We start from the raw sequence: 14991 nt of genomic DNA on the forward strand, positions 1-14991 counted from the left end.
CATAACCATGAACTCAATAGCTCGAAACGAACAGAAACATCTACCCAGCCTCAGCGATGTGCCAGACTCCTCTCGTGATCGACGATGTGGACAGGAAAATCCTCCACGCGCTCCAGTGCGCACCCCGCCTCCCGTTCCGGCACATCGCCGAGGTGACCGGCGTGTCGGAGCAGACGGCCGCCCGCCGCTACCACGCCCTGCACCGCAGCGGGGTGATGCGCGTGGTCGGCCTGGTCAACCCGGCCGTCTACGGCAAGGCCCAGTGGGTGGCCCGCATCCGCTCCCGCCCCGACCGGGTCGGGCCCCTGGCGGACTCCCTGGCCAAGCGGCCGGACATCGCCTACGCCAACCTGGCCTCCGGCGGCTCGGAGATCATCTGCATGATCCGCTCCCCCGTCGAGGCCGAACGCGACGACATCCTCCTGCGTCAACTGCCCCGCTCCGCCTCGGTCCTGGACGTCAGCATCGACCTCCTCCTGCACCCCTTCGGCGAGACCGGCAGCAGCGAATGGACCGCCTACGGCGACGGCCTCACCCCCGAGCAGGTGCGGCAGCTCACCGCCGACCGGCCACCCGCCCCCGCCGGACCACTGCGGCCCCCCACGGACGAGGACACCCCCTTGCTGAAAGCCCTCGCCGAGGACGGCCGCACCACCCACACCCGCCTCGCCGAGCTCACCGGCTGGTCCAACGCCCGCGTCGCCCGCCGCCTGGAGGCCCTGGAGACCTCGGGCACCCTCTTCTACGACGTGGAACTGCTGCCCGAGCGCCTCGGCCACACCCTCAACGCCACCCTCTGGCTGCGCGTCTCCCCCGCCCGCCTCGAACAAGCCGGGGAGGCACTCGCGCGGCACGCCGAGGTCGCCTTCGCCGGCGCCATCAGCGGCCACCACAACCTGATGGTCAGCGTCATCTGCCGCGACGCCGAGGACTTCTACCGCTATCTCACCACCAGCGTCGCCGCCATCGACGGCATCGACGCCTACGAGGTCAGCATCCGCGTCCGCCGCCTGAAACAGGCCGCCTCACTCATCTTCCACGGCCGCCTGGTCCATACGACACCCGCATAGGAGCCCGCAACGTGCTCGCGCCCCGGGCGGAGCCGACGCCTCGGCCCGGACCACTCGATCAGGGTCCGGCGGCGCGGGGGATGTGTCGTATCGACCCGACTCCGGTGTCACGCCCGGGTATCAGGTGCCCGGGGCCGGGTGGGACCTCCCCGGGGCGACCAGACCCGACTCGTAGGCGCGGACGACGAGTTGCCCACGGTCGCGGGCACCGAGCTTGGTGAGAAGCCGGGTCATGTGGGTCTTGACGGCCGCGCAGCGGGCCGCGCACACCGGCCGAACGGCCGAGACCTCGCGCGGACCGGGGCCTCCCTCGATTTTTCAGTGCCCGAGAGGGGCTACTGACCAATTCCCCGCGGGCCAAGACTCGTTCACGGCCGACGGCACTCCCCCCGCCGACGGCACACGCGGCCCCGGCTCACACGCCCCCCTTGTGCGGGCCCGGGCCGCCCGTGCGCCCGCGCAGACGGGCCTCATCCGCGGCCATCCACCGACTTACGGGGAAGCGAGACAGCACATTGCGGAACAAGCACAGCCTGAACGGGAAGAGACTGTCGGCGCGGAGTGCCACGTACGGGATACCGGCCGTGGTGGCGGTGGCCGGGCTCGCCGCCACCATCGTCACCCCGGCGGCAGCGGGCCCGTCGGCGGACCTGTCGGCCACGGCGGCGAGCGGGCAGGCCCGGGCCGGCGTCCATGTGACGCTGGTGACCGGTGACACCGTGAGCATGGACGGCACGGGCCGGGTGACAGACGTGCGGCGCGGTAAGGGCCGCGGGCACGTCGGTTTCTCGATACGACGGTTCGCGGGCCACACCTACGTCGTCCCGCAGGACGCGACCCGGCTGCTGGACAGCGGGCGACTGGACCGTCGCCTGTTCGACATCACGCAGCTCGTCAAGGACGGCTACGACGACGCCCATCGCAAGCAGGTGCCGCTGATCGTCTCCTACCGGGGTGGCAGTGGCATCCAGGCCGGTGCCCGACGTGCCTTGGCAGCCGCCGACGTTGAGGTCGAACGAGTGCTGCCCGCCGTCCGCGGCGTGGCACTGGCCGCCGACAAGCCGGACGTCGGCGACCTGTGGCGGGCGCTGACCGACCCGGTCGATGCCGACCACACCGCCGTGGCCGTCGCGCCCGGCATCGACCGGGTGTGGCTCGACGGGCGGGTCAAGGCAACCCCACAGGACGACAGCGGCGCCCCCGATCCCGAGGGCGGTGTCGCGCAGATCGGTGCCCCCGCGGCCTGGAAGCAGGGCTACGACGGCAAGGGCGTGAAGGTCGCCGTCCTGGACACCGGCGTCGACGCCACCCACCCCGACATCAAGGGCAGCATCCTCAAGACCAAGGACTTCGCCGGCTCCGACACCGGCTCCGACACCGGCTCGACCGACGACAGGCAGGGCCACGGCACCCACGTCGCCTCCACCATCGTCGGCTCCGGTGCGGAGAGCCACGGCAAGTACCAGGGTGTGGCGCCCGGCGCGAAGCTGCTCGTCGGCAAGGTCATGGACGACACCGGCGTCGGATCCGACTCGTCGATCATCGCCGGTATGCAGTGGGCCGTGGCGCAGGGCGCCAAGGTCGTCAGCATGAGCCTGGGCTCCACCGACACCCCGGGGGTGGACCCGCTGGAGAAGGCCGTGAACAACCTGTCGGCCTCCTCCCACGCCCTGTTCGTGATCGCCGCGGGCAACGAAGGCCCCTCCGACACCACCGTCGGCACTCCGGGCTCGGCCGCGTCGGCCCTGACCGTCGCCGCGGTGGACCGGCACGACAAGGTCGCCGACTTCTCCAGCCGCGGCCCGACCGCGGACGGCGCGCTGAAGCCGGACATCGCCGCGCCCGGTGTCGACATCGTCGCCGCGCGCGCCGCCCACGGCAGTGAGGGCGAGGAGGTGGCGCCCGGATACGTGAAGATGTCGGGCACCTCCATGGCCACCCCGCACATAGCGGGCTCCGCCGCGATCCTCGCCCAGGAGCACCCGGACTGGACCGGCGACCGGATCAAGGCCGCGCTGACGGCATCGGCCCTGCCGCTGACCGGCACCACCGCGTACGAGGTCGGGGCGGGCCGGGTCGACCTGACCCGGGCGACCGGCGCCGACGTCACCACCGAGCCGTCCTCCGTCGGTTTCGGCACCGCCGCCTGGCCGCACAGTGACGACCAGCCGGCGACCCGGACGCTGACCTACCGCAACTCGGGCACGAAGCCCGTCACCCTGGACCTGACCTCCGACGTCACCGGTCCCGACGGCGGCAGCGCACCCACCGGCATGTTCACGGTCTCCCCGGCCCGGCTGACCGTCCCGACCGGCGGCACCGCGCAGGCCACGGTCACCGCCGACACCCGGCTCGGCGGCGCCGACGGCGCCTACTCCGGTGCGGTGACCGCGAGCGGCGGCGGGCAGAGCGTGCGCACCGCCCTGGGCGTCATCCGTGAGGTGGAGTCGCACAAGCTGAATCTGACCGTCACCCGCCGCGACGGCAAGCGCGACGACGCGCCCGGCGTCATCGTGGCGAACCTGGACACCGGCAAGCAGTACACACCGTTCGACGACGGCAAGAACCACCCCGACGGCACGGTCACCCTGCGACTGCCCAAGGGCCACTACGTGGTCGACGTCCAGACCACCGACCCCCGGGGGAAGACCGCCCTGCTGGTGGCACCCCGCCTGACGCTCGACCGCGACACCAGCCTCGCCCTCGACGGGCGCAGGGCCAAGCCGGTGAAGATCACCGCCCCCGACCGCCGGGCCACCCCGCGCGACGCGCAGGTCCTCTTCGCGGCCCACGGCGCCAAGCCGGCCTACGACTACGTCGGCGGGAACACCGTCGACGCCGGTGACACCGCCCTCGGCCAGATCGGCTCCGGCGTCCCGGCCGACTCCTTCGTCGCCCAGTTCGGCGGGATCTGGCAGCGCACCGCCACCTCCCCGGCGTACAACCTGGTCACCACCCGTACCGGCTCCTTCTTCACCGGTCTGAACCGCAGCTTCTCCGGCACCCGGGACATGGCCCGGGTGAACGCCTCCGTCGCGACCACCCTGACCGGCGCCGAAACCACGCCCCAGGTGAACTGGTCCATCCCCGACTGGCCGCAGCTCGGCCGGGCGTCCGTCGCCCTGGAAGGGGCCCGGCGCCCGGCGCCGACCGCCTCCGTCGTGCAGTACCTGAGCACCGACCGCGGGCTGCGCTGGAACCTGGGCGCCGTGATCGGCAACGGCTCGCACAACGAGGACATGTTCAACTTCCTCACCGACCGCCGCTTCGAGCGGGGCCACACGTACCGGGTCACGTTCGGCCGCGGTGTCCACGGCCCGGCCGTCGCGCCGGCCTCCGGAACCGGCGCCAAACGGCTCGGCGGCTTCTACTACGTGTGCGTGCCGATGTTCTCCGACGGCCCGGGCAACCTGGCCTACCTCCCCCAGGCCACCATCACCACCCGGCTCAGCTCCGGCTCCCGGGTCTTCACTTCCACCACCGACGACACCTGCCTGAGCGTCTACGGCGGCCTGCCCGCCGGGCCGACGCGCTACCGGCTGTCCATCAGCACCGACCGCACCATGGACTACAGGACCAGCGACCACGTGGACGCGGCGTGGACCTTCACCTCCCGCGACAACGGTGAGACCAAGGGGGTCCCCTTCCCCCTCTCCGTCGTCCGCTTCCACCCGAAGCTGAGCCTGACCGACACCGCCGAGGCGGGCGCCCGCGTCACAGTGCCGCTGTCACTCCAGGGCCCGGCCGCGACCAAGGGCCACCTCAAGTCGCTGACGGTACGCGTGTCGTACGACGGCGGCCGCACCTGGAAGCCGGTCGCCGTCCACACGGACCACGCCGGCAAGCGGTACCTCACCCTCATCCACCCGAAGAAGCCCGGCACCGTCTCCTTCCGAGCCTCCCTGACCGACACCGACGGCAACACCGCCACGGAGACCATCCACACGGCGTACCGCACTGTGCGCTGAGCGCTCCGCTGGAAGGGCGGTGATGAACCGGCGGGCCGGTGGGGGCTGATCGCGCAGTTCCCCGCGCCCCTTACGGGCGCGGTGCCGCACCGGACTTCATCAAGACCGCCAAGCTCCCGGGACAGTTCCACTCCGTGCCTCCGGCCGTACCAGCCGGAGGCACGGCTGTGTCGGTCGTCGGGCCCGCGTCCGCGCAATGGGCCGGAATTGCCTCGAATCGGCGGCCGAACGTAGCTTGGGCGCTCGATCAAGGCTGTGTTGGAAAGTCGGAAGGTACCGCCCGGTGGGACGACGCGAAAAACCGGTGGATCCCGAAGCCGGGCCCGTGCAGCGGCTCGCGCACGAACTGCGCCTGCTGCGCGAGAAGGCGGGAAAGCCGCCGTACCGGGAGATGGCCGAGCGGGCGGGCTACTCGACGACCGCGCTGTCCCAGGCGGCGGCCGGCGACCAGTTGCCCTCGCTCGCGCTGGTGCGGGCGTACGCCGAGGTGCTGGACGCCGATCCCGACGAATGGGAGCGCCGCTGGCGGGAGGCGGACGCCGAGGTCCGGGCACCCTCAACCGAGGAACGGGCACCGTACCGAGGACTGGCCCGCTTCGAACCGGGCGACAGCGATCTCTTCTTCGGCCGGGACAAGCAGGTCGGCGAGCTGCTGGGCCTGGTGCGCGCGCACCGGTTCGCGGCCGTGTCCGGCCCCTCCGGCAGCGGAAAGTCGTCCCTGCTGCGGGCCGGGCTGATCCCCGCTCTGCGGCAGGCTCAGGGCTCCGACCGTCCCGCCGTGATCCGGGTGCTCACCCCTGGTGAACAGCCCGCGCGCACGCACGAGCGGGCGCTCGTCCCGAAGGACGGCGGGGACGGCGAGGACGGCGAGGACGGCGGCCAGGACACCTGGGTGATCGTCGACCAGTTCGAGGAGCTGTTCACCCTCTGCCCCGACCGCGCGGAACGCGACCGCTTCCTGGATCTACTGCTGTCCGCCCGCGACCGGTCGAGCCGGCTGCGCGTGGCCATCGCCGTACGGGGCGACTTCTACGGCCACTGCGGCACCCATCCGGGGCTGGCGGAAGCGGTCGGCCGAGCGACCCTGCTGATCGGGCCGATGGGCCGGGAGGAGCTGCGGGACGTGATCACGCGGCCCGCGACCGCCGAGGGCCTGAACGTCGAGCGCGCGCTCACCGCCCGCGTCATCGACGAGGTCACCGACCAGCCGGGCGCCCTGCCGATGCTCTCGCACGCCCTGCTGGAGACCTGGCGCCGCCGCCGCGGCCGCACCCTCACCCTGGCCGCGTACGAGGAGGCGGGCGGCGTGCGTGGGGCACTCGCCGCCACCGCCGAACAGGTCTACGGCGACCTCGCGCCGGAGCAGGCCCGCATCGCCCGCCGCGTCCTGCTGCGGCTGATCGCACCCGGGGACGGCGCCGCCGACACGCGCCGGCCGGCGTCCCGGCCCGAGCTGGGGCCCGACGCGCGGGACGTGTTGGAACGCCTCGCCGCCGCGCGGCTGGTCACCCTGGACGGCGACACCGTCGAGCTGGCCCACGAGGTGCTGATCACCGGCTGGCCGCGGCTGGCGGGCTGGATCGAGGAGGGCCGGGAGCGGCTGCACGCGCAGCGGCTGCTCGGCGAGTCGGCCCGCGCCTGGGATCAGCTGGACCGGGATGCGGGAGTGCTGTACCGGGGGGCGCGGCTGGTCCAGGCCGCGGAGCTGTTCGGCGGGTCCTCGCGGGACGACCTCGCGGAGCTGGAGCGGGCCTTCCTCGACGCCTCGCGCGCCGCGCGCGACGCCGAGCGGGAGGCCGAGGCACGGGCCACCCGCCGTACCCGCATGCTCACCGCGGGCCTGTCCGCGTTCCTGGTGCTCGCGCTCGCCGCGGGCCTGCTGGCCTGGCAGCGGGGCCGGACGAGCGAGGAGGAGGCAGCCAAGGCGGCCGCCCGCCGCCTGGCCACGGTGGCCGCCGGCCTGCACTCCGCCGACCCACGCACGGCCGCCCGGCTCTCCGTCGCGGCCTGGCGGCTCGCCCCGCTGACCGAGTCCCGCTCGGCCCTGCTGGAGGCCCTGGCCCGGCCCGAGCGGGACGCCTTCACCGACCCGCAGACGGGCGAGAACGTCCGGCGCTTCCTCACCGGCCAGGGTCGCTCCCTGGTCACCGTCACGGACGGCAGGGTGACCGTCCGGAACGTGGCCGACCACCGCGTCACCGCCGCCTATCGTCTGCCCGCCGGCACGGAGGTCGCCGAGGGCGGCCCCGACGGCCGCTTCCTCGTGGTCATCGGTCAGGACGGCGACCAGCTGTGGAACCTCGCCTCCGGCCGAACCGTCGCCGACCTGGGCGACACGGTCGACTGGGCGCCCGACGGCAGCGCCTACCTCACCGGTCCGTCGGACGGCGCCGGCGCGGTGCGCGTGCGCAGGACCGGCGACGGCAGGGCGCTGTTCACCACGGACGTGCCGCGCGCCCTGACCACCGCCGCCGTCGGCCCGGGCGGCCGTCTCCTCGCCCTTTGCACGGCCGGCGGCGCCCCCCAGGTGTGGGACACCGTCCAGGGCAGAAAGCTGGCGGGTGCCTGGGAGAAGGCACGGGGCAACGTCTGTGGTACCGGATCGGGAGCGGACGGCGGCTCGCGGCTGCTGCGGTTCAGCGCGGACGGCCGACGTCTGGCCGCCGTTCTGGGAAACACGTCCAAGGTCTGGAACGTCTCCGGCGGGCGAGAGGTCGCCGACTTCGCCAGCGCCGGTACCACTGGCTTCACCGACGCCGTCCTCTCCCCGGACGGGGAGTTCCTGGCCACGGCCGACGACGAGGAGATCGCCGTGTGGCGGCTGGCCAACGGCGGCGGGCAGGTCTTCCACCAACCGCTGGCCGGCGCCGAGGTGAGGTACCTGGCCTGGGACCCGGACACGAGCCGCCGGACGCTGCGCTACCTGGACAACGCCACGGTCCGCACCTATGACGTGAGCGACCGCCTGGACGCCCGCTGGCAGGGCACGCCGGCCGACGCGACCGCGCTCAGCCCGGACGGCTCGGTCCTGGCCACCGCCACGCGCTCCGGCAGCGGCTACCGCTTCGAACTGCGTGCCACTGGCACCCGAGCCGTCCTCGCCCGCACCACGCTCGGCCCCCTGCCCACCGACGCCGGCGGCGGCCCCCCGCAGCTGGCCTACAGCCCGGACGGCCGTTCCCTCGCCGTCGCCGACACCGTCTCCTCGCACGGCTCCCTGCGGCAGCGCTTCAGCGTCTGGGACGTCCGCGCCCACCAAGTCCGTACGTCGTTCGAGACATCCGGCGCGGCGGACCGCACCGTCTACGCGCTGGCCCTCGGCCCCGGCGGCCGGACGCTGCTGGCCGTGCGCTCCACGGGCGGCGACAGCGCGGCCGAGGTCTGGGACACCCGCAGCCACCGACGGACGGCCACCCTGAACACCGTTCACCAGGGCAGTCTCGCGCTGCGGCCCGACGGCCGACTGCTCGCCGACTCCGCCGACCGGTACGCCGAGCTGCCGTCCGGTCGCGTGCGCGGGCACGCCCTGGCCGACGGCCAGCCGGTCACCGCGCTGGCCTTCAGCCCCGACGGCACCCGGCTCGCCGCCGGCGACTCCACCGGGCACGTGACGCTGTGGGACGGTGACCTGCGCACCCGCAGGGGCCTGCTGACCGGCACCTCGGACACCGCCTCCGCCAGCGCCGCCGAGGCCGTGGGCGCACTCGCCTTCTCCCCCGACGGCTCCACCCTCGCCGTGGGCGGCCAGTTCGGCACCCTGCGCCTGTGGGACACCGCCGGGCAGCAGCAGCTCGGCACCGACCTGCCCACCGCCGGCGACGAGATCGACACCCTCGCCTTCACCGACGACGGCGCCACCCTGTACGCCGGCGGCCTCGACGTGCTGCTGCAGGGCTACCCGGTCGCCCCGGACGACATCGTTCGCGTCCTGTGTTCCCGGGCCGGGGGCGGACTCACCGGTGCGCAGTGGCGGACGTACGTGCCCGACGTGTCGTACCGGCAGGTGTGCCCCGGGACACGGTGAGTGACGACGGACGTGGAGCGCCGGGAAGGCTTTTTGTTCACACTGACTGCGACGGTCGCTGAAAAATGGCCCTGACCTGGACGATCGGAAGCCGTTTAAGCCTCCGATCCCAGGTTCTGGTCCTTATGCGCACACATCTCGTCCTCCCCTCTCTCGTCCTGCTCGGCTCGCTCTGCGCGACGTCGGCATGCTCGTCCGGATCCTCCGGAACGGCGAGCTCGACGAGCGCCGCAGCGCGGCCCGGCTCGTCCTCCACCGTCTCCCCGGTGCGGTCCGTGGACCCCTCGAAGATCAAGGGCCTGCAGCTCGTCAACGACAACAGCGAGAGCACCTCCTGCCCGTGGGCCACCAGTTACCCGGACGTGCCCGGCGCGAGCGCGATGACCGACGTGATGAAGAAGTACGTGGAGGTGCGCCTGGCGACCTTCCGCTCCACGTGTCAGGGCCACCACGGCGAGCTCAACATCAGCCACCAGTTCCTGGTCGCCTCCGGGGACGTCCTCGGCGTCCGGCTCAGCACCCAGGACGGCTCCGGCGTCACGGGCGGACCGGCCAGCCGCACCTACTGGTACGACGGGAAGGCGGGCGCGTACCGCACCGCACTCGCACTCGTCGCGGACGGTTCCCGGGACGCCTTCGTCACCGCCCTGAAGAACCAGCTCAAGGGACGGGAGGGCACGGACGCGGACACGGTGAACGAGGCGTTCGCCGACCGGTCGGTCCTCCCGGGCGTCCTCGACGACATGGCCTTCACCGCGGACGGCGGGCTGCGGGTGATCTTCCAGGCCGGCGCGGTCGGCGCCGTCGCCGTCGGCTCCTACATCGTGACCCTCTCCAAGGCGACGGTCACCCCCTGGCTGTCCGCCTTCGGCAGGCGCGCCCAGCACCAGACCCTCCAGCCGTCAGGCTCGCTCGACCTCGGGGCGACGAGCACGCCGACGGCCGCCGCGCCGACCCACACGGCCTCCGGCGACGACACCGACTGCAAGCGGGTCCGCTGCATCGCGCTGACCTTCGACGACGGCCCCGCCGCCCCGGAGACCGCGACCCTGCTCACCTACCTCGAGCAGTACAACGCACGGGCCACCTTCTTCACCGTCGGCCAGAACGTCGTCGCCCATCCGGACCTGGTGCGCGCCGAGGCCCGGGCCGGCGACGAGGTGGGCAACCACTCCTGGAACCACCCCGACCTCACCAAGCTCAGCGCCGAGCAGGTGGCCTACCAACTGAACCGCACCAGCGCCGCGATCAAGGCCGCCACCGGCAAGGCCCCCACCCTCTTCCGCCCGCCCTACGGGGCCGTCAACAGCACCGTCCGCGGCGCCACCACCCTCTCCCCGGTGCTGTGGACCCTGGACACCGAGGACTGGAAGTACCCCGACGCAGCGAAGGTCGCCCTGAGCGTCATCGGCAAGGTACAGCGCAACGACGTAGTCCTCATGCACGACATCCACCCCACGTCGGTCGCGGCGGTCCCGGAGATCCTGCGCACCCTCAGCGCTCGCGGCTACCACTTCGTCACCGTCAGCCACCTGCGCGCCACGATGTGACCTCCGAGAGCTCCGCACGTCCTCACCTCGGCTCGCCCTCACGTCCTGGCCGAGGCGGCGCCGACGCGGTCAGGGTGGGTGACGTAGAAGACGTAGGCCGTGTCCCCCTGGACGACCACGTCGGCGTGCAGGCCGATTGTTCCGTCTTCACCCTGACAAGGAGCCGCACATGAACACGAGCCTGACCCGTCGCAGAACCCTCCAGGCCGCCCTCGCCGCCGGCCTGACCAACCTGACGGCCAACGCCGCCCGGGCCGACGAGTCGGACGACAACGCCGCGCCCAAGCTCGTCACATACCCCCGTCCGTCGGGCGTGGCGACCAATACCAGCTTCAAGGTGCGGGCGCGGACCGCCCCCGACGGCGACTGGCAGACCCCGACATCTCCCTGCCGCGGTTGAAGGAGATCAACGCCACCACCGGCTCCGGCAAGGTCTACAACTCGTCGCTGGTGTACTTCGACTTCGCGGGCTCGGTCGAGCTGGAGGTCACCGACCTCAAGGGCGGCACCGCCAAGGCGAGAGTGCGACCGGACTCGTACGGCATCACTCGGCAAGAGTCCTTACGCCCAGATCGACGCCCTGAACGGGATCACCAACAGTGTGCTGCCGGACGCGATCAAGTCCGACACCTCGGCCGGAAAGATCGCCGGCGCGCCCAGCCAGATGTACGCGGGCCGCCGCGACAGCGGCCATGACCCCTCGATGCTTCATCGAACCGGTTCGATGAAAGCTAGCACCGAGGAAACCGGCCAGCAAGACCCCCGCCACGGATCTCGTCGGCCACGCATGGCCGGCCGCCCTGACGGGGGCGGCATGTTCCCGCCCATCGAACCAGGCACCCGCCCCGCTGATGAGCGGGTGCAGATCACGGCAGGCCAGGTATTACACGTGCGCACACCGACGTTTCCGGGCCGTTACGAGCAATTCGGCGCGAGGCGTTGACACCGATCCGGGTTGCTCCTACCTTCACTTCACGCGAACCGGTTCGACGATCGGCATCTGGCCGATTTCGTTCCCTGGAATCATCGAACCGGTTCGACCGCCCCAGCAAGGAGTCCCGTGAACATCGGTGAGATCGCCAAGCGGGCCGGTGTCTCGCGGAGCACCGTGTCCTACGCCCTGAGCGGGAAGCGCCCCGTGTCCGAGGACACCCGGCAGAAGATCCAGCGGGTCATCGACGAGCTGGGCTACCAGCCCAACGCGAGTGCGCGGGCCCTGGCCAACGGCCGGACCAACACCATCGGTCTGGTCTTCCCGCCGGCGGGGAACCACTACACCGGCATGCAGCTGGACTTCATCGGCAACGTCACCGAGGCCGCCGCAGCGTACGACTACGACGTGCTGCTCTCTCCGAGCGGCGTGGACAGCGACCGTTCGTTCCAGCGGCTGCTGGGCGAGCGGCGGGTCGACGGCGCGATCCTGATGGAGATCCGGCTGCAGGACGACCGGCTCGGCCACCTCACCGCGGTGGACTTCCCCTCCGTCGCCATCGGCCGCACCGCCCACCCGGAGGGCGGCTGGTGGGTGGGCCTGGACCACACGGAACTGGCGGCGGCGTGTGTGCACCACCTCGCGGACCTGGGCCACCGCAGGATCGCCTTCGTCAACCGGCCCGAGCAGCTCTTGAGGGCCGGGTACGAGTCCGCCCAACGGGGTCTCGACGGGTTCACCAAGGCCGCGGCCGAACGCGGCCTCACCGTGCGGACGTACTGCTGCGGGGACGACGCCGCCTCGGGCCAGGCCTGTGTGCGACAGATCCTGCACGACGATCCGGCCACCACGGCCCTGGTCACGCTGAACGAGGCCGCGCTCGGCGGCCTCTACCGAGGGCTGGCACAGGCCGACCGCCATGTGCCACGCGACTTCTCCGTCACCGGAGTCGTGGCCAGCCGCTGGGCGGAGACGGTGACCCCGCAGCTCACCGCGGCGGACGTGCCTGCGGAAGAGATGGGCCGCCTCGCCGTCGACCTGCTCGTCGAGCGGCTGGACCATCCCGGGACACCGGCCCGGCATCACCTGCTCGCGCCGCCGATCTCGTTGCGAGCGAGCACCGCCCCCGCCGGCCCCACGTCCGCCGACCCCGCTGCGGACCTCGGCGCTCCTACGCACCCCTGACCGTCACCCGCACACTCCCCTGACCATGCGCACCCTTTACCGGCCGACTACGTAACTCACCGCCCGGGTGCGGCGAGCCCCGCAGTCCCCGATCACCCCTCCCAGGGCACACCTGTGCCAATCCCAGGGCACGCCTGTGCCAAAACCCATGAGGAACACGCAATGAACAGATCTGCCAGACGGCGTCTCACCGCCGCCGCCATGACCGTCGTCGCCGTCACCGCCGGCGCCACCGCCTGCTCGTCCAGCGGCAGTTCGTCCGCCAAGGGCGCGGACAGCAACACGTACACGATCTGGGACCCGTACCCGCAGTTCGACAAGAGCTCGGCGTGGGCGAAGCTGCTGGACGGCTGCGGCACCGAGGCCGGGGTGAAGATCAAGCGGACCGCGTTCGACACCAGTGACCTGACGAACAAGGCGCTGCTGGCGGCGCAGCAGGGCAACTCCGCGGACGTCCTCATCGTCGACAACCCGGTGGTGTCGACCCTGGCGGAGGCGGGCGTACTGACCACGACCGACGACAACAAGCTGGACACCTCGAAGGTCAACCCCAACCTGCTCGCGGCGGGCCAGTCGGGCGGGAAGACGTACGGCACGCCGATCGGTGCCAACACCCTCGCCCTGTACTACAACAAGGCGGTGCTGAAGAAGGCCGGCGTCGACGTCGCCTCGGTCAAGGACTGGAAGTCCCTGACGGCGGCGCTCGCGAAGGTCAAGAAGGCGGGCAAGAAGGGCATCACCTTCTCCGCGATCGGCACGGAGGAGGGCAGCTTCCAGTTCCTGCCCTGGTTCTGGGGCTCGGGAGCCAAGCTGACCGCACTCGACTCCGACCAGTCGGTCTCCGCCCTGTCGCTGTGGAAGAACTGGCTGGACAAGGGCTATGCCCCCAACTCGGTGATCAACAACACGCAGACGACCAGCTGGCAGGAGTTCGCCACCGGCGACTACGCGTTCAGCGAGAACGGCACCTGGCAGCTCGCCAATGCCGAGAAGGCCGGCTTCGACTACGGCGTGCTGCCCATCCCCTCCGCCACGGGCGGCGACGCCGCGGCCCCGACCGGCGGCGAGTTCGTCACCGTCCCGGTCCAGAAGGACACCGGCCGCTACGCCACCACGCAGAAGCTCGTGTCCTGCCTGACCAACAGCCAGAACCTGCTCGAAACCGACACGACGCTGTCCTACGTGGCCCCCACCACCGAGGTCCAGGACAAGCAGGTGACCGCCAACCCCAAGCTCAAGCCCTGGGTCGCCGCGGTCCAGGCCGCCAAGGGACGCACCAGCGACGATCTGGGCACCAAGTACCCCAAGATCTCCGAGCAGATGTGGAAGGCCGTCCAGTCCGCCCTCAGCGGGTCGGCGTCGCCCAAGGACGCTCTCGACTCGGCACAGTCCGCCGTCAAGTAACCAGGACTCCGGCCAACCGATGAAGCACACGACACCCTTGCCGGACCGCCGGCCGGTGCTCGACGGGGCCGGGGCGGCGACCGCCGCCCCGGCCCCGGCCCGCACCAAGCCCCGGCGCCGCCCCCGCTCCCGCTCCCCGCAGTGGGCGGCCTGGGCCTTCCTCGCCCCGGTCACCCTCTATCTCGTCCTCTTCTACGCCTATCCGCTCTACCGCAACCTCGACCTGAGCCTGCGCAACTACACCGTCCGCTCCTTCGTGCAGGGCGACGCGCCGTTCACGGGTCTGAAGAACTACCGGACCGTCTTCGACGACCCGACCTTCGATCCGGCGCTGCTGCACACCGTGGTGTTCACCGCCGTGTGCCTGGTCTTCCAGTACGCCATCGGGCTGGCGCTCGCGGTCTTCTTCAACCAGCACTTCCGGCTCTCGGCCACCCTGCGGGCCCTGTTCCTCGTGCCGTGGCTGCTGCCGCTGATCGTGTCGGCCTCGACCTGGTCGTGGATGCTCAACAGCGACTCCGGCATCGTCAACGCCACGCTGCACGCCGTCGGCATCGGTCCGGTGAACTGGCTTACCTCGCCGTCCTGGTCGCTCGCCTCGGTGATCATCGCGAACATCTGGATCGGCGTCCCCTTCAACCTGGTCGTCCTCCACAGCGGCCTGCAGTCCATCCCCGCGAGCCTCTACGAAGCGGCCGCCCTGGACGGTGCGAACGCCTGGCGGCGCTTTTGGAGCATCACCTTCCCGCTGCTGCGCCCGGTGTCCGCGATCACCCTGCTGCTCGGGCTCGTCTACACGCTCAAGGTCTTCGACATCATCTGGATCATGACCAAGGGCGGCCGAACTCCCGCGGCACCT

The 14991-nt window shown here is 71.7% G+C and carries 9 protein-coding genes; all 9 read left to right on the forward strand.

Annotated features, from left to right (window positions below; translation table 11 throughout):
- Nucleotides 1-74: 74 nt before the first annotated feature.
- A complete protein-coding gene (locus ACWC09_RS28765) occupies nt 75-1070 on the forward strand; it encodes an Lrp/AsnC family transcriptional regulator (RefSeq protein ID WP_450853778.1) in 996 nt (331 codons plus the stop codon).
- A gap of 584 nt (nt 1071-1654) precedes the next feature.
- Entirely contained in the window at nt 1655-5038 is a 3384-nt protein-coding gene (locus tag ACWC09_RS28770) for a S8 family serine peptidase (protein WP_450853780.1), read from the forward strand.
- Nucleotides 5039-5321: 283 nt separating this feature from the next.
- Nucleotides 5322-9062 carry an nSTAND1 domain-containing NTPase gene (locus ACWC09_RS28775; RefSeq protein ID WP_450853782.1) on the forward strand — a complete coding sequence of 1247 codons (3741 nt, stop codon included), beginning with the start codon at nt 5322-5324 and terminating at the stop codon, nt 9060-9062.
- A 125-nt stretch (nt 9063-9187) separates the two neighbouring features.
- Nucleotides 9188-10612: a polysaccharide deacetylase family protein gene (locus ACWC09_RS28780; RefSeq protein ID WP_450853784.1), complete on the forward strand. Its 1425-nt coding sequence runs from the start codon at nt 9188-9190 to the stop codon at nt 10610-10612.
- A gap of 169 nt (nt 10613-10781) precedes the next feature.
- Nucleotides 10782-11012 carry a hypothetical protein gene (locus ACWC09_RS28785; protein ID WP_450853785.1) on the forward strand — a complete coding sequence of 77 codons (231 nt, stop codon included), beginning with the start codon at nt 10782-10784 and terminating at the stop codon, nt 11010-11012.
- 201 nt (nt 11013-11213) lie between these two features.
- Nucleotides 11214-11555 (forward strand): hypothetical protein, encoded by a 342-nt coding sequence (locus ACWC09_RS28790; RefSeq protein WP_450853787.1) that lies wholly within the window; start codon nt 11214-11216, stop codon nt 11553-11555.
- A 117-nt stretch (nt 11556-11672) separates the two neighbouring features.
- Nucleotides 11673-12728, forward strand: coding sequence for a LacI family DNA-binding transcriptional regulator (locus tag ACWC09_RS28795; RefSeq protein ID WP_450853789.1), 1056 nt, complete (start codon nt 11673-11675; stop codon nt 12726-12728).
- 162 nt (nt 12729-12890) lie between these two features.
- Nucleotides 12891-14132 (forward strand): sugar ABC transporter substrate-binding protein, encoded by a 1242-nt coding sequence (locus ACWC09_RS28800; RefSeq protein WP_450853790.1) that lies wholly within the window; start codon nt 12891-12893, stop codon nt 14130-14132.
- Nucleotides 14133-14151: 19 nt separating this feature from the next.
- Nucleotides 14152-14991, forward strand: an 840-nt coding sequence (locus ACWC09_RS28805) for a carbohydrate ABC transporter permease (protein WP_450853792.1), incomplete at its 3' end; no start/stop codon positions are given.

Source organism: Streptomyces sp. NPDC001617, assembly GCF_053596855.1.